General features: G+C 43.3%; 18 protein-coding genes and 1 pseudogene. 16 read left to right on the top strand and 3 right to left on the bottom strand.

Going from position 1 to position 20,052, the window contains the following annotated elements:
* Positions 1-116 precede the first annotated feature (116 nt).
* Both G4Y78_RS14955 and G4Y78_RS14950 read right to left on the bottom strand, forming a co-directional pair.
* Positions 117-1,145, bottom strand: a complete 1,029-nt coding sequence (locus G4Y78_RS14955; RefSeq protein WP_163833784.1) for a LysM peptidoglycan-binding domain-containing protein — start codon at positions 1,143-1,145, stop codon at positions 117-119.
* Between the two features lie 142 nt (positions 1,146-1,287).
* Positions 1,288-2,055 (bottom strand): substrate-binding periplasmic protein, encoded by a 768-nt coding sequence (locus G4Y78_RS14950; RefSeq protein ID WP_163833783.1) that lies wholly within the window; start codon positions 2,053-2,055, stop codon positions 1,288-1,290.
* Between the two features lie 609 nt (positions 2,056-2,664).
* Here G4Y78_RS14950 and G4Y78_RS14945 point away from each other — a divergent pair.
* On the top strand, positions 2,665-3,669 hold the full coding sequence (locus G4Y78_RS14945) for a DNA-binding protein (protein ID WP_163833782.1): 1,005 nt from the start codon (positions 2,665-2,667) through the stop codon (positions 3,667-3,669).
* Here the strand turns inward: G4Y78_RS14945 and G4Y78_RS14940 are convergent, their stop codons facing one another.
* Positions 3,670-4,584, bottom strand: coding sequence for a cation diffusion facilitator family transporter (locus G4Y78_RS14940; protein ID WP_163833781.1), 915 nt, complete (start codon positions 4,582-4,584; stop codon positions 3,670-3,672). It lies immediately after the preceding gene.
* Positions 4,585-4,818: 234 nt separating this feature from the next.
* Here G4Y78_RS14940 and G4Y78_RS14935 point away from each other — a divergent pair, with 234 nt between their 5' ends.
* The 15 genes and pseudogenes from G4Y78_RS14935 to G4Y78_RS14865 all read left to right on the top strand — a co-directional run.
* Positions 4,819-5,163 carry a metalloregulator ArsR/SmtB family transcription factor gene (locus G4Y78_RS14935; RefSeq protein ID WP_163833780.1) on the top strand — a complete coding sequence of 115 codons (345 nt, stop codon included), beginning with the start codon at positions 4,819-4,821 and terminating at the stop codon, positions 5,161-5,163.
* 117 nt (positions 5,164-5,280) lie between these two features.
* Positions 5,281-6,282 (top strand): ArsJ-associated glyceraldehyde-3-phosphate dehydrogenase, encoded by a 1,002-nt coding sequence (locus tag G4Y78_RS14930; RefSeq protein ID WP_163833779.1) that lies wholly within the window; start codon positions 5,281-5,283, stop codon positions 6,280-6,282.
* A 7-nt stretch (positions 6,283-6,289) separates the two neighbouring features.
* Positions 6,290-7,513 (top strand): organoarsenical effux MFS transporter ArsJ, encoded by a 1,224-nt coding sequence (gene arsJ, locus G4Y78_RS14925; protein ID WP_163833778.1) that lies wholly within the window; start codon positions 6,290-6,292, stop codon positions 7,511-7,513.
* 69 nt (positions 7,514-7,582) lie between these two features.
* Positions 7,583-8,380, top strand: a complete 798-nt coding sequence (locus G4Y78_RS14920; RefSeq protein ID WP_163833777.1) for a spermidine synthase — start codon at positions 7,583-7,585, stop codon at positions 8,378-8,380.
* A gap of 23 nt (positions 8,381-8,403) precedes the next feature.
* Positions 8,404-11,295 carry a carbamoyltransferase HypF gene (gene hypF / locus G4Y78_RS14915; RefSeq protein ID WP_163833776.1) on the top strand — a complete coding sequence of 964 codons (2,892 nt, stop codon included), beginning with the start codon at positions 8,404-8,406 and terminating at the stop codon, positions 11,293-11,295.
* Between the two features lie 47 nt (positions 11,296-11,342).
* Positions 11,343-12,098, top strand: a complete 756-nt coding sequence (locus G4Y78_RS14910; protein WP_163833775.1) for a substrate-binding periplasmic protein — start codon at positions 11,343-11,345, stop codon at positions 12,096-12,098.
* A 70-nt stretch (positions 12,099-12,168) separates the two neighbouring features.
* Positions 12,169-12,417: a HypC/HybG/HupF family hydrogenase formation chaperone gene (locus tag G4Y78_RS14905; RefSeq protein WP_163833774.1), complete on the top strand. Its 249-nt coding sequence runs from the start codon at positions 12,169-12,171 to the stop codon at positions 12,415-12,417.
* Complete coding sequence (hypD, locus tag G4Y78_RS14900) at positions 12,414-13,544, top strand: hydrogenase formation protein HypD (protein WP_230425597.1); 1,131 nt, start codon at positions 12,414-12,416, stop codon at positions 13,542-13,544. The genes G4Y78_RS14905 and hypD overlap by 4 nt, the downstream gene beginning before the upstream one ends.
* A 131-nt stretch (positions 13,545-13,675) precedes the next feature.
* On the top strand, positions 13,676-14,710 hold the full coding sequence (gene hypE, locus G4Y78_RS14895; protein ID WP_163836484.1) for a hydrogenase expression/formation protein HypE: 1,035 nt from the start codon (positions 13,676-13,678) through the stop codon (positions 14,708-14,710).
* 23 nt (positions 14,711-14,733) lie between these two features.
* Entirely contained in the window at positions 14,734-15,060 is a 327-nt protein-coding gene (locus G4Y78_RS14890; RefSeq protein WP_163833773.1) for a hydrogenase maturation nickel metallochaperone HypA/HybF, read from the top strand.
* A complete protein-coding gene (gene hypB, locus G4Y78_RS14885) occupies positions 15,060-15,839 on the top strand; it encodes a hydrogenase nickel incorporation protein HypB (RefSeq protein ID WP_163833772.1) in 780 nt (259 codons plus the stop codon). Before G4Y78_RS14890 ends, hypB begins: the two co-directional genes overlap by 1 nt.
* Positions 15,832-16,935 (top strand): 4Fe-4S dicluster domain-containing protein, encoded by a 1,104-nt coding sequence (locus tag G4Y78_RS14880; RefSeq protein WP_163833771.1) that lies wholly within the window; start codon positions 15,832-15,834, stop codon positions 16,933-16,935. The genes hypB and G4Y78_RS14880 overlap by 8 nt, the downstream gene beginning before the upstream one ends.
* Entirely contained in the window at positions 16,925-17,764 is an 840-nt protein-coding gene (locus G4Y78_RS14875; RefSeq protein ID WP_230425596.1) for an FAD/NAD(P)-binding protein, read from the top strand. The genes G4Y78_RS14880 and G4Y78_RS14875 overlap by 11 nt, the downstream gene beginning before the upstream one ends.
* Before the next feature lie 3 nt (positions 17,765-17,767).
* The gene (locus G4Y78_RS14870; protein WP_163833770.1) at positions 17,768-18,577 is read left to right on the top strand and encodes an NADH-quinone oxidoreductase subunit B family protein; all 810 of its coding nucleotides are present in this window, start codon (positions 17,768-17,770) and stop codon (positions 18,575-18,577) included.
* Positions 18,577-19,785, top strand: a pseudogene (locus tag G4Y78_RS14865) (Ni/Fe hydrogenase subunit alpha); the annotation flags it as partial. The gene G4Y78_RS14870 and the pseudogene G4Y78_RS14865, both read left to right, overlap by 1 nt.
* Positions 19,786-20,052 lie beyond the last annotated feature (267 nt).

The following is a 20,052-nucleotide window of genomic DNA, read 5'->3' as shown; positions in this document are numbered from 1 at the left end:
TATCCTTTTAACAACGTAGTCGTTGATTTATTGGGACATAGTTTAAAGAGGCTATAAAAAGCCTCTTTAAATTAAAACGACGGATGTATTGGATTATTAGTGTTACAGGCTCTAAGTTAATTGCTTTTAGCCCATACAACATAACCTTTTAAATCCACACCAACGTTAGATAAATATTGCACGGCACTTTGATACATATCCGCTTTAACAATACTCACAACAACTTCTGCTTTAGCATTTGCATATTCACTCCATTGTACCCCTTGGCTAACAGCGTAATCATTTTCTGTTTCATAACCTGTGGTATACAACTGTGGAGAAAGCATATCGATATTGCCGCTACTGAAAAAACTCTTCATGAGTTGGGGAGCATCTGAAATACCATAAGGTGCTGAATGACTTACTGTGACTAATACCGACAGGCTTTGTTTTTTTGCTGCCAGAAATGACTGTTCAAACTGTGTTTCAAGTCCTGCCGAGCCTACTTCAACGTCATACACAATGCCATCATATTTACTGAAATCAGCATTATTAATTGCATCAGTAACACTACTTAACGATGAACTGGTCCAGCTACCATTATCATTACCACCACCTAAACTGATGTATTTTTTGCCTGCAAGGTCACTATATACATTATTGCTGTTACTCAATGCTTCTTGTGGGTCAACCCAGCCACTGAATGCTATGCCTAATGTTGCACCGGAAGGAGGTGTAGTTGGAGACCATGTCCAGTCATAGTAGCCAACATTTGGAGCAGCTGCTTGTGTGGTGGTTGAGCGTTGTTTAGTAGATACAGTGGAGGAAGTTGGAATATTAATGATTTGGCCAACATGCAGGTCTGTAGGTGTTATTCCCGGATTTGCTAGTTCAATGTCTTTAGCTGTTATATTTGCAGTTTTAGCCAAACCTTGTGCAATATTGTAGTAAGTATCACCGCTTAAAATTGTGTAATGCAAAACAATTTTGTTACCTGTTACTGCAGGTATACTAATGACTTGTCCTGGCATTAAATATTTGGGGGCAACACCTGGATTAGCTTGCGCAATTTTCTCCCATGAAACACCAGCACATTCATTAAAACTCTGTGCTAACTGCCAATAGGTGTTGTGAGGCAAAATAGTATATTTTAATGCAATGTTCATATCCCTCTCCTTCGGATATTAGATCCTTTGCGATTTCCTATAAATTACGCACTACTTATTTTGTTTAAAATAGGGTCCATTTAAGATAGATGATTTACAGGTGATTGCTTTATTTCTTGTGTTAACTCTTTGTGATGGCTTGTTACCAGGAAGTTGCATACTCCATTGGTACGCCATACCGCCGAAAGATACGTTGATAAGTGCCGTCAGCCTTTATATATGCCAGCCCTTTATTGAATTGTTCAGTTAGCTTTTGGTTATGAACAAACTGTCGCGAAATCATTAGGTGAAAAGTATTTGCACTTTCTGGCTTTGGAGCGACAGCAAAAGAACGTCTGTGTCGAGGGTAGGCTTGATCTATAAGTCGCCAGCCTACTAGTTCATCTATTAAGGTAAAATCAATTCGCTGATTCATTAACTTGTAAATATTTTGAATGTCTGAGGTTGCATAATGAACGTTAACTTCCTGTTCTTTAAAAGCAGATTCATACCAATAACCTAACACTCCTCCAATCACATAAGGTTGAAAATCTTTTAAAGTGTGCCAGTTAAAACCATCAGGAAAGTTAGCTTTGAGATAAAAAAATTTAGGAAAAAAATAAATGATAGGCTCTGAAAAATTAAATGACTTCGTACGCTCTGCATTTATTACATAGGGGAAAGTCGCAAATGCTTTACCTTCTTTTACGAGTTCTTCACAACGTGTCCATGGTTGAAATTGGAATTTGACGTTAACGCTAAACCGACTGAAAACACTCGTAATTAAGTCTGGAAATATACCACTTGCTTCATTGTTGTTCTCAATTACATACGGCTCATATGCACTTGTTACAAATTCTATAGACTCGTTTTTATCTCCATATATCTGTGAGCAGAACAGTAATAGCACCATTATAAGCATAGCTTTCATAAAAGCTTCTCGATCTAGATTCATTTAACCTGACTGTTAGTGTTTAAAAGCATAGCTCGCCAATGAAAAAGGACGAAAGCTATCTAAAATAGCTGTCGATTATTTGTACTATGCAGATGGTTTCTGCACATACAACAGTACCTCATAGTTACTTTTATGCTCACTTACTCATTCACTACTCTTTCCATTCTTGCTCTGAGTAATATTAGCTGCACTGTTATTTAAAAACCCTCCGATAACTAATGTTATCGGAGGGTTTCAGTTTTATTTGATATTATAATATCAAATAAAGTATTACGTATTATGGTATTTAGTATTATCGTATTCTGTACAAACTCAGAGAAATGATAGATAATTCACAGAAATGGCTGTTAGGGCCCTTGAAGGACTGAATTGTCATGCTTAATCGAGCCCTTAAAGAAAAAAACTGAAAGAGGAATAGGGATGGAACAAGAGAGCCACACAAGAAACTAGAGGGTTTGTTAATGACGATATACAGTGCAGCGCTATGTCTATCAATAGCTAAAAACAGCTGTTAGCCCGCAAGATGTGGCAAACATATTGAAATATTCAAGCTAAACTGACTAATGAAATAAAAGGTAAATATAAGTGGCCAGTGTTGTAACAAAAGAAGCGGTTTTCTCCGCCTGTCGCCAACTACAATCCGAACAAGGGCAAGTGAGGCAAGCGGATGTACAAGCCATCACTGGGGGCTCATTCTCAAAAATTGGCCCTTGGATTCAGGAGTGGCGGGTGCTGGATGGACGACTCTCAGGCCTTGAGCACTTAGACCACGAGCTATTGGCAGGCCTTAATAACTGGTGTCAGCAGTTAAAGCACAAATATCAGCAGGCTGCTGAAAAAAAGGTAGATAGTTATCAGGATGAAATCGAGTCTTTAAGTAATCAACTGACTACAGTGGCAGGAGAAAGAGATACGCTGCTGAAACAAGTGGAGCATCTGACAGAGCAGCTCTCTGACTTACGGGAAACAGTGGCTGAACGCGAGCGCCATATTGATAACAAACGTACTGAACTGAGCCAGTTACGTACAGAACGACTGGAGCTTAAACAACAACTAGAGCAAGAGCAAAGCAAGCGTAATGAGCTTCGGGAAGAGATGGCCCAATTGTCAGTGAAACATGAAGCTGACTTAAAAGCTCAAGAGGCGCGCCTTAAAGGTGAAGTTGACCGGATTAGCCAGATTTACGAAGGAAACGAAAATAAGCTTTATCAGCAACTGGATGATCAGCGCACGGCTTACAAACAGTTAGAGAAAAAATCCAGTGAAGAACAGGCCAAACTGCGCAATGAAGTAGGGGAGCTAGCCAAGCAGTTACAGGAGATGGGGAATCAGCTGGTCAGAGCCCAAGCGGAAATGGTAGTGGCGAAAGAAACCTTAGAAAACTCCCAGCATCGTGAAGACCACCTGTTTAATCAACAAGAAAAACTCAGCCAACAGGTTGCTAATGAACGAGCCAAAGCTCAACAGGCTGAAATTGCTTATGCGCAAGTAAAAGGCCAACTGAATTTCTTGGAAGAACGCTGTGAGCACCTGGAACAACGCTTGGAAGAAAATATGCTAAAACAGTCAGCCAAAAGCAGTGTGGAGTAATCAATGAGAGTGGGATGGTAGCGGTCCACAATCAAACTGCTCACATTGATCATATTCAAGCTGTACTGTGGCATGTTGGATGCCAAATTGTTTATATAACCACGCATGGATGGTCGCTAATAGCTTATCGTGATATTGGCTGCCATCTGCATGCACATGCAATGTCACTAATAATTGTTCGCTACCCAACTGCCAGGCATGGACATGATGTACATTAATCACACCCTCCAGCTCATTGGGCATTTTCTGGACAATCTGCTCGGTATTCAGACTGCTTGGTACTCCTTCTAATAGCTCATGGCTGGTTTCTTTAAGTAACGCCCAAGCACTGCGGAGAACAAGCAAAGACACCACCACAGACAGAATAGGGTCAATGGGCGTCCAACCCGTTACAATGATAATGACCGCTGCAATGATCGCTGCAGCAGAGCCCAACAAGTCACCAAGTACATGTAAAGTGGCCGCACGGATATTGATATTTTGTTGTTGGCCACGGTGTAATAACCAAAACGCAAGCAGGTTGACAGCAAAGCCCACGATTGCAATCACTAACATAGTCGGGCCCATCACCGGTTGAGGCTCGATAAACCGTTGAACAGCCTCAATCAGAATCCAACCTACAATCAGCAGTAAACTTGCGGCATTAATAAAGGCAGCTAAGGTGGTAAAGCGTTGATAGCCAAAGCTGCGCTTATCATCCGGTGTCCGCTTAGCTAAGCGGATGGCGACTAAAGCCAGGGCTAATGCGAAACTGTCAGTCAGCATGTGGCCAGCATCAGCGATTAGGGCTAACGAGCCAGCAATTAAACCGCCAATAACTTCAATTACCATAAAGCCTGTGGTAATTATAAAAGCAATAAATAACGCCCGGAAATTTGACCCTGCCCCGTGGTCGTGATGACAATGATGCCCCATCTCAATACCTAACATTTACCCGTTGATAATTACTATTAAAAAGTGTAAACCCTAGAGCTAACTCTAGAGTCAATGGGAAATGTTTGTCGAAACCTTTATCAGCTAGCTACTCAAGCATGTGCTTTGTATGGCTTTGTTATTTACTATTACATATGGTTTTTCATATATACTATTTACCGTATATAGTTTTATGTCTTACTATTGGTTTTAAGCTAACTAACAGAGCGCCACGTGATGAACCCTGTTCAGTTCTATAAATGCCTGTCAGACGAAACGCGACTTCGCTGCTTAATGTTAATTGAGCGAGAAGGGGAATTGTGTGTTTGTGAGCTGACTGAAGCCTTACAAGAGATTCAGCCTAAAGTATCCCGCCATCTAGCTCAACTCCGTCAGTGCAACCTGTTGCTTGATCGCCGCCAAGGGCTTTGGGTGTTTTACCGGATTAACCCAAACTTACCTAGTTGGGCAAAGGCTGTGTTACAACAAACCACTGAGGCTAACCAGGGCTTCTTAAAAGAGAACTTACAGAACCTATGCAAGATGGGAAGCCGGCCTGAGCGCGCTAGTGCATGCTGCTAAAAAAATTTTATCCCTTTATATACGAAAATCCATATATAGAGGTGCTTATAGGTTTTCTCACTAATTGACTAAATAGCAGTTTTTTGTTGTGCCTTAACAGCAATTGAGAGGTTAACTATGCCAATTAAAGTAGGCATTAATGGCTTTGGCCGCATGGGGCGTCTGTCTTTTAGAGCAGCGTTTGATTGGGAAGATATTGAGTTTGTGCATATCAATGATCCTGCAGGGGATGCAGCCACTCTGGCTCACTTACTGAACTTCGATTCCATTCATGGCCGCTGGGATTGTGAGGCTATCAGTGAGGGTGAGCATCTTGTAGTGGGTAATCAGCGTATTCATTGTACCCGTAACCAGGCAGTCAGTGATACCGATTGGTCTGACTGCGATGTGGTCATTGAGGCCTCTGGCAAAATGAAGCAAACCGTCCAGTTAGAGGCGTTTTTAGCCCAGGGTGTCAAACGGGTAGTGGTGACGGCACCTGTTAAAGAGCCTAGTGTCTTAAACATTGTGATGGGGGTTAACCACCGCCTATATGATGCTAATCAGCACCGGATTGTGACGGCGGCTTCTTGTACCACCAATTGCTTAGCTCCAGTGGTTAAAGTGATCCATGAACAGTTAGGCATAAAGCATGGCTCAATGACGACTATCCATGACCTGACTAATACCCAAACCATTCTTGATGCACCTCATAAAGACTTACGACGTGCCCGTGCTTGCGGCACGAGCTTAATCCCAACGACAACTGGCTCAGCCACGGCAATCACCCATATTTTTCCGGAACTGAAAGGTAAGCTGAATGGCCATGCTGTGCGTGTGCCTTTGGCTAATGCTTCGTTAACGGATTGCGTCTTCGAAGTAGAGCGAGCAACGGATGTAATAGAAGTCAACCAGTTACTGAAATCAGCCGCTGACAATGAGTTACAGGGAATTTTAGGATATGAAGAGAGGCCCTTGGTTTCAATCGACTATAAAACCGATCCTCGCTCAAGCATAGTTGATGCGCTTTCAACAATGGTTGTAAACAATACACAAGTGAAAATTTATGCCTGGTATGACAATGAGTGGGGCTATGTAAACCGCACAGTAGAGCTGGTGCGAATGGTGGGCCAGGAGTAGACCGCAAATGGGAGGATTAGCCAGCTTACCCCCGGTTATTCGCCAGTACCTCCTGGTTACTGGCAACTACTGGGCCTTCACCTTGACCGATGGGACACTACGGATGTTGGTTGTACTCCATTTTCATGGCTTGGGGTACACACCACTTGAAATAGCCTTGCTGTTTTTGTTTTACGAGTTTTTTGGCGTCGTTACCAATTTAGTCGGTGGTTGGTTAGGTGCTTTTCTTGGTTTAAATAAAACCATGAATATTGGTTTAGCGATGCAAGTCATTGCTTTGAGCATGTTGCTGGTACCAACCAGTTGGCTAACTGTTCCTTGGGTTATGGCTGCACAAGCATTATCAGGTATTGCGAAAGACCTAAATAAAATGAGTGCTAAAAGTGCCATTAAGCTATTAGTACCCAGTCACGCTCAAAATATCCTATATAAATGGGTCGCTATCTTGACTGGCTCAAAGAACACACTTAAAGGGGTAGGCTTTTTTTTAGGGGGCGCTTTGCTCTCGCTGCTTGGTTTTCAAGGAGCAATTGGGGTAATGGTCATCCTGCTAGCGCTGGCCTGGCTGTTTAGCCTGGTCATGTTGAAAAAGGATTTAGGAAAGGCGACCAATAAACCTAAATTCAGCGATATTTTCTCAAAAAGCCGAGCTGTTAACGCACTTTCAGCTGCACGGTTGTTTTTGTTTGGTGCCCGTGATGTTTGGTTTGTCGTTGCACTACCAGTGTACTTAGCCGTTACTTTTAATTGGGGTCATTGGCATGTGGGCGGCTTTTTAGCCTTATGGGTAATTGGCTATGGGTTTGTTCAGTCCATTGCTCCGAAACTGACAGGTAAAGACGCCCAGCATGTGCCTGATGGCAAAACCGCCTTGGTATGGGCCTCTATACTATTGGTTATCCCTGTATTGATTGCTCTGTCTCTCACCTTCAGCATTTACCCTTTAGCAGGGCTATTAGGAGGGCTGCTAATATTTGGAGGATTATTTGCCATTAACTCATCATTGCACAGTTATTTGATTGTGAGTTATGCCAGTGAAGATGGCGTATCCCTTGATGTGGGTTTTTACTATATGGCAAACGCAATGGGACGGCTGGTAGGTACAGTACTATCGGGCTGGATTTACCAAACAGTTGGGCTTACAGCTTGTTTATGGTTATCTGCTCTGTTTGTTGGTATCACTGCAGTTATTTCGATTGCACTACCTACTCATACAACTCCAGTTCAGTAATTAAAGTTACTAAATTCAGCCTAAACTAGGTAGTAATTGTTGTACATAATGTTTTTAAAGCCAACAAGTATGTTACAAAAAATAAAAAAGCTCATTACAGATTTTACAGGAGCAACCAGCGTTATCGAGTTATACCGAAATGAAGATGAATATGGACGGGTAATTGTGTTAGAGCATGCTGGCAGTCGTATCTTAACCTTTGACTCAGTCTATGAACAAAGTTGTGTGTTGATTGCAAAGCCCTATTCACTGGTTTATGAGTATCTACAAGCGATGTTAATCGGGTTAACTTTCGTCACTCCCAAACATGTGACTTTGTTAGGGCTAGGTGGCGGTAGCTTGGCCAGTTGTCTTCACCACTTCCTACCAATGGTTGAGATACAGGTTATTGAGCTAAGGCAAATGGTAATTGATGTTGCTTTCAAGTATTTTCTACTACCTAGTGATACTCGGCTTACAGTCACTCATGCTGATGCGCAAAAATATCTACCTCAAGCGAAAAAAGGCAGCACTAATATTATATTTGCAGATATTTACCAGGCATTGGGGATGCATATTTATCAGAAAAGAAAAAAATTTGTTGAAGATAGTTTTGCATTATTAAGTGACAATGGCTGGTTGATTATTAACTATCATCAAGAGCCTAATTTCAATGAGTCATTTTTTCACGACCTTTGTGCACAATACCCTGAAGTGTATTTATGCTTGGCAGGCTCCACTGAAAACCGAATTATTCTGTGTGGAAAAAGTAAGTTAAAGTTAGATTTGAAATTATACGAAGCCAAAGCAAAAGCCTTGGAGCGTGAAATGGATATCCCCATAGCGCGTTACTTTAAACGACTGATTAAGCTGCAGTTGCAGCCTTAATCACCACAACAGGTGTGGCAACGTTGATAAGCAAAGGAAAGCAAATCAACAATACTTCAGCAACCGTCCGTATCATTGGCATTGGAAATCAATTACATGGTGATGATGCTATTGCTCATTATGCATTAGGGTTACTCAAACAGTATCCCTGGCCTGATCATGTCGAGTTGGTCGATGGTGGTATTGGCGGGGTAACGCTAACTTCATTGTTTCGTGACTGTCAAAGAGTCATCTTGATTGATAGCTTTAAAAACCCTCATCAAGCAGGGGAAGTGGTTTATTTGACTAATGTACAGCCAGGGAGTGACGGGGCTGACTTTTTATCTGGCATGACAAGTGTTGAGCATGGTGGTGGGGTTAAGTCGTTACTAGCTTTGTTGCCGTTACTGGTTTCTCCACTACCTGTCATTGATATCTTTGCGATTGGTGGTGCTAGTTTTACTCCCTTTAGTCATGGATTAAGCAAATGCTTAACACAGAAACTATCTGTCGTATGTCAGCAGTTACATCAAAAAATAATTAAAGAATATGCTGATAGTACATCCTCCTCAAAAGGTATTTTGTTATTAATTACTGGGCGTGTGCAAGGGGTGGGATTTCGCCCCTTTGTTTACCAATTAGCTCAGGAAATGGGACTAATGGGCGACGTTCAAAACACTTGTTATGGGGTTGAAGTCAGGCTTTTAACTACATCTGAATTAGCTGAGCAATTTTGTGATCGACTGCAAACAGAGTGTCCTGATTTGGCTTGTATTGAGCAAGTCCAGTGGCGGACCTGTACTTTCCAAGCAATCCCTAACAGCTTTCAGGTATTGGAAAATTATGGAAAGAAATTAATATCTGGAGGAAAAGAACAAGGTAATAGCATCACTTTCCCTGCCGATTTAGCCGTTTGTTCAACCTGCTTAACTGAATTAACGGACTCAAACAATCGACGTTATGGTTATCCTTTTATTAATTGCACTCAGTGTGGGCCACGCTTTTCCATTATTAAAGCACTACCTTACGACAGATGCCGTACCATTATGGAAAAATTTCCTATGTGCGAGCAATGCACGACAGAGTATGAAAACCCAACTGACCGGCGTTTTCACGCGGAATCAATTGTTTGTACGAAATGCGGTCCTAGCATCTGGCTAAAAGATAATAAAAATAATGTAATCACTGGCCAAACACAGGAGTTAATCAACCACTATTGTCAGTGGCTGGCTGCAGGAAAAATACTGGCAATAAAAGGAATTGGAGGCTTTCAACTAACCTGTGATGCCACCAATAGTAACGCAATTAATACATTAAGACAGCGTAAATATCGACCAGCAAAACCTCTAGCAGTCATGATGTGCGACCTCAGCCAAGCAACGCAGTATTTTGAACTGACTTCACTGGATAAACTGCAATTATCCAGTACTCCTGCACCGATTTTATTGCTAGCGAAAGAAAAATTTAATTCTGATCAGTCCCTATTAGTTGAGTTATTAGCACCCGATCAGGTATTTATTGGGGTAGTGCTAGCTTATTCTCCTTTACACTGGCTGTTATTGAAACAGTTTGGTCAGCCTTTGGTGATGACATCAGGTAATGTAAGGGGGTCTCCTATTTGTATTGATAATGACCAGGCGAAGAATGCATTAACCGATTTAGTCGATGGCTGGTTATTACATAATCGAGATATTCTACATCACTGTGATGATTCGGTAGTGAAAATCATTGCCAATAAACCACGTTTGATACGCCGGGCCAGAGGCTATGTATCGGATTCAATCAAACTACCCGACAAATTAAGTGCTAATAATGACGTAGTGTTAGCATTCGGTGCAGACTTAAAAAATACTTTTTGTTTGGCCTCCGCAGGAAAGGCAATGCTGTCTGCCCATAACGGTGACCTATCTCAGCCAGATTGCTTTAAAACTATGCGAACTGAAGTTGCTAATTTGCAAACTTTGTTAGATGTAAAACCTCAGGCAATTGCTGTTGATTTACATCCAGATTATTTTTCCAGTCATCTAGGACTGCAGTTAGCTAAAACAGCACAACTGCCATTGATTAAAGTACAACACCACCATGCCCATTTGGCTGCCTGTCTTGCTGAAAATGAAGTAATACCTCAACAACCCGTACTAGGCATTATTTTAGATGGCCTTGGTTTTGGTGACGATGGCACTTTCTGGGGAGGCGAGTTGTTATTAGGGGATTATTGTCAATATCAGAGAATAGCCCATTTACGGCCTTTTCCATTATTAGGCGGCGATAAAGCCAACAGTCAACCCTGGCGCAACCTACTATCACTGTTAGCTCAAGCGGGCTATTGGCACACGCTATCGAGTAATAAGTCAGCGCTTTCTGTATTGAAGCAATTAAACAATTCAGAAGCCAAGCTGCTACTGCATATGGCAGATAATTTCCCTCAAACCAGCTCTGTGGGTCGGTTATTGGATGCAGTTGCTGCATTATTGGAAATAGCCCCTAAGCAACTGAGTTTTGAGGGGGAGGCAGCCATGAAGCTGGAAGCTCAGGCTTTGGCGTATCATGCTGGTATTACTGATTACTATTTATTTACTGTATGTCGTAATCAGGATTACTGGTTACTGGATACTACTACCATTTGGCCCCAAATGATTAAAGAACTAAGCCAAGGTATCAGTCAGTCTGAGTTGGCCGCCAAGTTTCAACTAAGCTTGGTGAAAGGGTTAAAGACATTGGTAATCAAACTGCTGGAGCAGGAGCATCTGGAATTTAATGAAGTTGCATTGAGTGGTGGGGTGTTCCAAAACCAGCTGATTCTGAGTGAACTGATAGCGGAGCTGAGTGCTCTAGGACTAGTGGTTTACTCCCATAGCCAAGTACCCAGTAATGATGGAGGTATTGCTTTAGGGCAGGCGGCTATAGCCTTAACAAAAATTGGGGAGTGTAGATAAGAATTCGATTCTGCATTTGAATAAGCCATAAGTAGAACAAATCATCAGTGAAAAAGTTTTGGATTATACAACTGTGGTCTTTGATTGTTTCGTATGGAGCAAGTTGTTGGGCTGCAGATAAGATCAAAATCTGTTTGATTGAATATCCCCCTTATATGTCAGAAAAACTGCCTGGTTATGGAGTTGAACCTTCCATTGTAGCGGCTGCCTTTAAGCTGATGGATATCGATATTGAGTATAATTTTTTGCCGCCTGGCAGGGCATTTTTAAGTGCAAAAAAAGGCAGCTACCATGCAGCAGTGGGTTGGGTATGGTCTGAAGAACGAGCAAAGTCTTTCTATTACAGTGACTCGATTCTACAAGGCAAGTTGGTTTTTTTTCACTTAAAAAGTTACTCCTTTAAATGGGAAAGCTATGATGACTTGAAAGATATCCCTATCGGAATAGTGGTAAAAAACTACTACGGCCGTAATTTTCATAAAGCTTTAGACACGGGTATTCTAAGTGTTCAAGAAGTAATACAGGATGAGTTTAATTTTGATAAGCTATTGGTATCCCGTATTAAACTTTTCCCTTTGAATGTTCATATTGGCTATTATTTTATCAATAGCAAGTATAATGCAGAAGTTGCCAGTTTATTTACCCATCATCCAAAGCCACTAAAAGTGTCAGTCTATCATGTTTTATTTTCTAAAAAAATTCAGGGAAATAAAGCTTTAGTAAAAGTATTTAACCAAGGGCTTCGAAAGTTAAAAGTAAATGGAATATATCAGGAAATAGTGGATAAGTATGATTTAAAATAAGCTTTAAACCTAAGCAGACAAGTCAAAACATTATTAATATTTTTGCAATGCAAATGGAATATTACTCACTATGTGTTTAGGCATACCCGCAAAAATTATTGCTATTACGGACTTGGCAAACAGCCTGGCTCTGGCGGAAACTGCTGGAGTACAACGGCAGGTGAGTGTGGCAATGTTGACCTTAAAGGGAAAAACTATTGAGTCGTTAGTGGGAAAGTGGGTATTACTTCATGTAGGTTTTGCTATGGCACTAATTGACCAAGAAGAAGCTGATCGAGCCTTGGATTTATTGGCGAAAATGGTCCCTGATAGCCAATGATGACGCTGACGAGTGCCTTCCGTGACAGCAGCCAGGTAACCAAACTGATTAAGCTGATTCAGACTGTCGCGGACCCGCTAGCTGATAAATGGGGGCGTCCATTACAGGTTATGGAGGTTTGCGGCGGGCATACCCATGCTATTTTTAAATTTGGCTTAGATCAGTTATTTCCCAAATCTGTTGAATTTATCCATGGGCCTGGCTGCCCCGTTTGTGTTTTACCCGTTGAAACTATTGATCAAGCATTAGCTATTGCTGAACAACCAGAAGTGATTTTCACCAGCTTTGGTGACCCATTGCGGGTACTCGGCTCGAAAAAAAGTTTGTTGCAGGCCAAAGCGCAAGGTGCGGATATACGGGTGTTGTATTCTCCGTTAGATGCCATTGACTTAGCGAAAAATAATCCAGATAAACAGGTGGTTTTTTTCGCCATTGGTTTTGATACCACCATACCCAGTATTGCTTTTTCTTTGCTTACAGCTGCTCAGCAAGGCATTCGCAATTTACGTTTTTTGTGTCATCACATCCGACTCATGCCAACCCTAATGGCATTATTGGTAGGAGATGACGTCCAGTTAGATGGCTTCGTCGGGCCTGGCCATGTCAGCATGGTTATCGGGGCCAATGCTTACCATCCCATTGCAGAATGCTTCCAAAAGCCTTTAGTGATAGCAGGGTTTGAGCCAGTAGATTTCCTCCAGGCGCTATATCAACTCATCTTGCAATTAGCGCAGAGTCGTTGCGAAATCGAAAATGCTTATGCACGAGTAGTCACCGCTGAGGGAAATTTGTCAGCACAACAGACTATTTCAACCGTGTTTGATGACGGTGTAGATAGTCAATGGCGAGGACTAGGAGTAGTCCCTGGTTCTGGAGTCAAAATTAAAGATTATTATCAGGCATTTGATGCTACGCAGCTGCTGAGCAGCACAGTTTTGTCTCTATCTTCTGCTGAAATAACTGACCCTGGTTACTGTAATGCGGTGTTAACGGGAAAACTGAAGCCTGACCAATGCCCTTTGTTTCGCAAGCACTGTACACCAGAGAATCCAAAGGGGGCGCTGATGGTGTCGGGAGAAGGGGCATGTGCAGCCTATTATCACTATAAGCGAGAGTTTTGTGTCTGATTTGGGGTAGCAGGCTGTTGGAGAATAAATATGGAGCAACAGATTTATTTTCAGCCCCTTTTGAGACAGTTTTCAAAGGGAGAAGGAACTAAATTGGGTGTTTGATAAGGAGAACTTTGATTTTGGTTAAAATGGATTCCCCCATTATTACCCTGGCCCACGGCGCGGGTGGCCAGGCTATGCAGCAGTTGATAGATGAGGTTTTCCTTAGTGTTTTTGATGACAACAGTCCTTTGCAAGGCCAGCCCAAAGAAGATCAAGCTCGATTTTCTTTAGCAGAGCTTACAGTCCAAGGAGATCGTCTGGCTTTTACCACCGATAGTTTTGTGGTGACACCTTTGATATTCCCAGGGGGAGACATCGGCAAACTAGCGGTCTGTGGCACTGTTAATGACCTGGCTGTAGGTGGCGCTAAACCTCTGTATCTCAGCGCTGGGTTTATTCTGGAAGAAGGAATTGAACTCAAACTGTTGGAAACCATTGCCAGCTCCATGGCAAAAACCGCTCAACAGGCAGGGGTGAGGATAGTCACTGGGGATACCAAAGTGGTCGAGCGGGGGATGGCAGATCAGGTGTTTATTAATACCTCCGGGGTGGGGGTTATACCCAGTGGAATTCAGGTTAACGTCAGTGCTGCACAACCGGGGGACAAAATCCTAGTCAATGGTTCTATAGGCGATCACGGAGCTACGGTGATGCTAGCCAGAGAAAACCTGGGGCTTTACAGTGAACTCCACAGCGATTGTGCTCCGTTATCTTTATTGGTTCAGCCTTTGTTAGCCCAATATCCACAAATTCGCTATATGCGTGATGCTACCCGTGGTGGCTTGGGTGTAGTGCTGAATGAAATCGCCAAAGCTTCCCAAGTGACTATCGAGCTATTTGAGGCTGAACTTCCCATTCGCCCCCAAACCCAGGCTATCTGTGAAATCCTTGGTTTAGAGCCTTTGTTTCTTGCCAATGAGGGGATGGCAGCGTTTGTCGTGCCAGCTCAACAGGCGGAACAGGCCCTAAAGCTCATGCAGTCGCACCCTCTGGGCCAACAGGCGAGGCTAGTTGGCCAGGTTACCGAGGCATCTCAAGGGATGGTTTATTTATCAACGGCTTATGGCGGAAAACGAATGTTAGAAACGCCCCATGGCGTGCAGTTACCGAGGATTTGTTAATCATTCGAGAAGCATAAGGAACTATGCACGAACTGTCGATTATTCAGGCACTACTCCAGCAACTCAGGCCTTATACCGATAAAAACATTCGCAAAATCTGGATTGAGGTGGGTGGGCTCAGTTGTGTGGACCCTGACCGGTTGCAGTTCTGTTTCGAGATAGTGAAACAGCAAGCTGATTTAGCTGAGGCTGAACTAGTTATCGACAACCCTAGAGGTCAGGCCAGGTGTAATAATTGCCAGAAATTGTTTGAACTAGTCAGGCTGGGCTTACCATGCCCCTGTGGGAGTTATGACTATACTTTGATTTCGGGGAGGCAATTAATACTGACGGAAATGGAATTTGCCTAATGTGTAATTACTGTGGATGCTCAAGCGAAAAAGCCCTGTTCACCGAGCCGGGTACGGATAGCCAACACCGTCACCTGCACTTTGACTCTAATACGCTTCAATTACAGCAATCCTTGCTGGCAGGAAACGAAGCAATTGCTGAGCAAAACCGCCAGTGGCTGAGCCACCAGGGTATTACTTGTATTAATCTGATGGGCACCCCCGGTGCAGGTAAAACCCAGTTATTGGAAATTACCCTGAAAAAGTTAGCAGGCGTATTGCCTGCAGTGGCCGTGTTGGAAGGAGATCAGCAAACCCTCAATGATGCCAAGCGAATCCAAGCTTTAGGCGCTAAGGCGCTGCAGATTAACACCGGTACTGGCTGCCACTTGGATGCAGAAATGATCAAAGTGGGTTTGGCAGCTCTGGTACCTACAAAAGGTAGCCTGGTGTTTATTGAGAATGTCGGAAACTTGGTTTGCCCCGCGTTATTTGACCTGGGGGAGCAGCACCGAGTAGCAATGATGGCTGTCACTGATGGTGATGATAAGCCAGAGAAGTATCCCCACCTGTTTAGCAGTTGTGAACTGGTGATTATCAATAAAGCTGATTTATTGCCTTACCTAGATTTTGATCTCACCAAAGTCAAACAGGCAATTAGCCATTTAAACCCCCAAGCAGAAATCCTTTTACTATCGGCAAAAACCGGAGAGGGATTAGTTGAATGGCAACACTGGTTAACAACCAGTAAACCCGTTATCAAAACCTTACCACAGCATACCCACCATCCCCATGGATAAAGGCTTTTTACCACGGCAACAATTTCCAGAATTGTATCAAGCGCTAACAAAAGCGGGTTATGAAGTGATTGGGCCAACGGTAAAGGATGGTGCCATTGTATTCTCGCCATTAGCGGGTTTTGAGCAGCTTCCAACAGGCTGGAAGGAACAGACATCCCCAGGGCGCTATCAACTGGAACAGACTGCTGGTCAGCGTTGTTTTTACTGGAACACTGGCCCTCAAGCGCTTAAGCCCTGGCTGTTTAAACCTGAACAACCATTATGGCAGGCAGAGCAAACAGCAGATGGCTTATGTTTTCGCCAAACACCCGAGCAAGTTCAGCCAAGGGCATTTATTGGCCTGCGAGGTTGTGATCTGGCAGCGCTGAAAATTCATGATCAGCATTTTCTCAAAGGGGTATTTACTGATCCATATTATCAAGCACAGCGACAGCAACTATTTATCATTGCCGTTAATTGTGCCCGCAGTGCCAGTACCTGTTTTTGTGTCTCTACGGGTGACGGCCCTACTGCTACTTTTGGGTTCGATATGCTGTTGGATGAATTGGAAGAAGGTTTTCTGGTCGCTAGTGGGAGTGATCAGGGTGAATTAATCATGCAGCAGTTACCGCTGGCCAATACTAAAAAAAAGCAGATATCCGAGGCTAAACAGCAATTGCAAAGTGCCACCCAACAGCAACGAGTCATGCCAGACGAACAGCAATTACTGAAACTGGTAGACAGGCTGGAACATCCTCAATGGCAGGATGTGGCAGAACGCTGTCTGGCCTGTGGCAATTGCACTTTGGTCTGTCCCACTTGTTTTTGCTCAAAGCAAGAGTCACACAGTGATGTTAAAGGGCAGCAGGCCGACCAAGTACGACTATGGGATTCCTGTTTCAGTGAGCAGCATAGTTACATTGTAGGGAAAGTTTTCCGCCCGGAAATCAGCCAGCGTTATCGTCAATGGTTAACCCATAAGCTGGCTACCTGGCAGCAGCAGTTTGACCGCAGTGGTTGTGTGGGGTGTGGTCGCTGCATTAGCTGGTGTCCGGTGGGTATTGACCTGGTAGAGGAAGCTCAAGCTTTGTTAAAGAGCGAGGCAGATGATGGCTGACTTTTTACCTAAAGGGCAGCAACTACCAATCGTAGCAACATTGGCCGATAAACAGCAGGAGTCACCCGGTATTTATACGCTGCACTTAGCCATGGATACGGACTCATCTTTCGACTTTGCCTTTGGGCAATTCAATATGCTGTATTTGTTGGGGCTAGGGGAAGTGCCTATCTCTATTATGGGCTGGCAACAGAACTTGCTGCTGCACACTATCCGAGCTGTTGGTCGGGTTACCCAGCCATTGGTGGCGTTGAACATTGGGGCACAGCTAGGTTTGCGTGGGCCATTTGGTCAAGGCTGGCCACTACACCAACTGGAAGGTCAGGACTTAGTGTTCATTACGGCTGGGTTAGGTTGTGCGCCTGTGGTTGCAGCAATTAATTATGCGGTAAATCACCGCAAAAAGTATGGTCAAATTGTAATTCTGCAAGGGGTAAAGCACCATAATGATTTACTGTGGCAGCCCCAGTACGAATGTTGGCGTGACTTAGGGAATTGCCAAGTATTACTGGCAGCAAGTGAAGAGAAAAAGCGTAAATATCATTGGCGGTTGGGAATGGTGACTGAGCTATTGGCACTGGCTCGGTTTGACGCTAACCATTGTGCCGTGCTGATGTGTGGCCCAGAGATTATGATGTTGGCGGCCCTGAAACAACTGGCTAAACATCAGGTTTCCGATAAATCTGTGTATTTAAGTCTGGAGCGGAATTTCCAGTGTGGTCATGGTTCTTGTGGTCATTGCCAGTTAGGACCTTATTTTGTCTGTAAAGATGGCCCCGTATTTCACTATCCACAAATCAAATCCTGGTTTGGGTTGGCGGGGGTTTAGGACATGAGCCAGCAAACGAACCCAGATAAACTAACCGTCGCCCTTCATAAGCTAACATCTTGCTCAGGTTGTCAGCTGGCTTTTCTTAATCAGGGAGCCACGTTGCTTGAGCTAGTTGAACTGGTTGACTTTAAACACTTTATCGAAGCAGGACTAAACTACCCAGATGAAAAAGTGGACTTGGCTTTTGTGGAGGGTAGTGTCTCCACTCCAGAAGACTTGAAACGTGCCCAACAGATTCGCCAGAACAGCAAGCTAGTGGTCACTATTGGTGCCTGTGCTACTAGTGGTGGAGTACAGGCGTTACGAAATATGGCTGATGGTAATGCCTGGATGCAGGCGGTGTATACCCGCCCTGATTTTATTGCCACCTTAGCGACCTCAACTGGGGTAGCTGAACATATAAAAGTGGATTTTGAACTATGGGGTTGCCCCATTACTATCAGGCAAGTGAATCATTTTATTCGCCAGCTGTTGTTTGGTGCCAAACCCCGGCCTGAAACAGAAAAGCTTTGTATGGAATGTAAACGCCGGCAATTAGTTTGTGTTATGGTCACTCAACAAGCACCTTGTCTAGGTCCGGTGGTACGAACAGGGTGTGGTGCTCTATGTCCAGCTTTTGGCCGACCCTGTTATGGTTGTTTTGGCCCTTCAGAACAACCCAACTGCCATAGCATAGCCAACAGGTTTGCTGGACTGGGTTTAGTCCCACGAGAAATTGCCCAGCGTTTTGCCTCAATCCATAGCCATAGCCAACCCTTTCGGGAAGAAAGCCAGCATTGGCGTGCAATTGAGGTTAAGGAAATCGAGTAATGGCTAAAAAGCGTAAGATTGCTTTAAAAGTTCCTTTTGTCACCCGTCTGGAGGGAGAAGGTGCATTAGAGCTATCCGCTAAGGGCGATACAATCGATAAGCTATACCTAAAGATTTTTGAGCCACCTCGACTATTTGAAAAGTTTCTGGAAGGCAAATCCTACCAGGATGTACCAGATCTGAATGCCCGCATTTGTGGGATTTGCCCAATGGCTTATCAACTAACGTCTATTCAAGCGATTGAAGCATTGTTTGGCATTGAATTACCCGATCACTTGGTACAACTCAGACGGTTAATGAACCTAGGTGAGTGGATTCAAAGTCATTCACTGCATATTCATTTCTTAGCCATTCCTGATTTTTTGGGATTTGAAAGTGCCTTGAGCATGGCGAAGCAGCATCCACAAATTTTGCAACGGGGCATGCAAATCCAAGAAACCGGCAATGCCTTGATGACCTTATTAGGCGGGCGCTCTGTACACCCGGTGGGTTTACAGGTAGGTGGCTTTGGTCGACTACCTGAGCCGGCAAACTGGAATGCAGCCAGACAGCAAGTAGATCAAGCGCTACCCGCTGCAACGGAGTTATTACGTTGGACTGCCAGTTTGAAATTACCGGACTACAGCCATGACTTTATTTGGGTCAGCTTGAAACACCCTCAGATTTACCCTATTAATGGCGGAGACATTGCCACTAGTGAAGGGCTAACTTTAAATTACTGGCAATATCCTGATCATTTTAAAGAACATCAGGTGCGGCATTCAACAGCTTTTTATTCATTACTGGATGGTAAAGATTATTTAGTCGGCCCGTTAGCTCGGTTAAATAATAATTTTACTATTTTGCCTGATGCGATAAAAAAACTAGCGAATGAGAATGGTGTCGTTTTTCCCAATCAAAATATGTTTACCAGTATTCAGGCCCGGGCAGTGGAAATTATTTTAGCGTTAACTGAAGCACAACAATTGTTGACTGAACCCTGTCCAACCGGTGATGCCCATCTACCAGTATCACCCAAAGCTGGAGCGTGCTGTTATTGCACGGAAGCACCTAGGGGAATGATCTATCATCATTATCAATTAGACGACGAGGGGCGAGTAATTAGTTGTACAATTATCCCACCTACCAGTCAGAACCAAGCCAGAATAGAACAGGATTTAAAATATTCTGTTAAAAAGTTCGGTTTAAATAATAGTGATGACGCATTAAAATTTTTTTGTGAAAGAGTCATCCGCAATTATGACCCATGCATTTCCTGTTCGACCCATTTTTTGGACTTTAAAATAATGCGAACTTAGCTTATTGCCTTAACATTACATCGTCTATCAAAGGATCTAGGTATTCAGTTTACACACAAGTTTTTTCTTGATGTGGGCATTTATATTATAAAATTTCTTTTTAATCGCCTCTAACACTTGTGGATACTTAATTTTTTTGTTCGCTAATATCAAGTACATTCTCTTCAAACAGCAGTT

It is taken from the genome of Spartinivicinus ruber (genome assembly GCF_011009015.1).
Taxonomy (GTDB): Bacteria; Pseudomonadota; Gammaproteobacteria; order Pseudomonadales; family Zooshikellaceae; genus Spartinivicinus; species Spartinivicinus ruber.
Note: the sequence above shows the minus strand (reverse complement) of the source record. Positions and strands in the feature narration are given on the sequence as shown.

Coding starts and splice junctions, on each gene's coding strand:
- G4Y78_RS14955 (WP_163833784.1), bottom strand. CDS start 1,145: ATGAACATTGCATTAAAATATACTATTTTGCCTCACAACACCTATTGG.
- G4Y78_RS14950 (WP_163833783.1), bottom strand. CDS start 2,055: ATGAAAGCTATGCTTATAATGGTGCTATTACTGTTCTGCTCACAGATA.
- G4Y78_RS14940 (WP_163833781.1), bottom strand. CDS start 4,584: ATGGGGCATCATTGTCATCACGACCACGGGGCAGGGTCAAATTTCCGG.
- G4Y78_RS14935 (WP_163833780.1), top strand. CDS start 4,819: ATGAACCCTGTTCAGTTCTATAAATGCCTGTCAGACGAAACGCGACTT.
- G4Y78_RS14930 (WP_163833779.1), top strand. CDS start 5,281: ATGCCAATTAAAGTAGGCATTAATGGCTTTGGCCGCATGGGGCGTCTG.
- arsJ (WP_163833778.1), top strand. CDS start 6,290: ATGGGAGGATTAGCCAGCTTACCCCCGGTTATTCGCCAGTACCTCCTG.
- G4Y78_RS14920 (WP_163833777.1), top strand. CDS start 7,583: ATGTTACAAAAAATAAAAAAGCTCATTACAGATTTTACAGGAGCAACC.
- G4Y78_RS14905 (WP_163833774.1), top strand. CDS start 12,169: ATGTGTTTAGGCATACCCGCAAAAATTATTGCTATTACGGACTTGGCA.
- hypD (WP_230425597.1), top strand. CDS start 12,414: ATGATGACGCTGACGAGTGCCTTCCGTGACAGCAGCCAGGTAACCAAA.
- hypE (WP_163836484.1), top strand. CDS start 13,676: ATGGATTCCCCCATTATTACCCTGGCCCACGGCGCGGGTGGCCAGGCT.
- G4Y78_RS14890 (WP_163833773.1), top strand. CDS start 14,734: ATGCACGAACTGTCGATTATTCAGGCACTACTCCAGCAACTCAGGCCT.
- hypB (WP_163833772.1), top strand. CDS start 15,060: ATGTGTAATTACTGTGGATGCTCAAGCGAAAAAGCCCTGTTCACCGAG.
- G4Y78_RS14880 (WP_163833771.1), top strand. CDS start 15,832: ATGGATAAAGGCTTTTTACCACGGCAACAATTTCCAGAATTGTATCAA.
- G4Y78_RS14875 (WP_230425596.1), top strand. CDS start 16,925: ATGATGGCTGACTTTTTACCTAAAGGGCAGCAACTACCAATCGTAGCA.
- G4Y78_RS14870 (WP_163833770.1), top strand. CDS start 17,768: ATGAGCCAGCAAACGAACCCAGATAAACTAACCGTCGCCCTTCATAAG.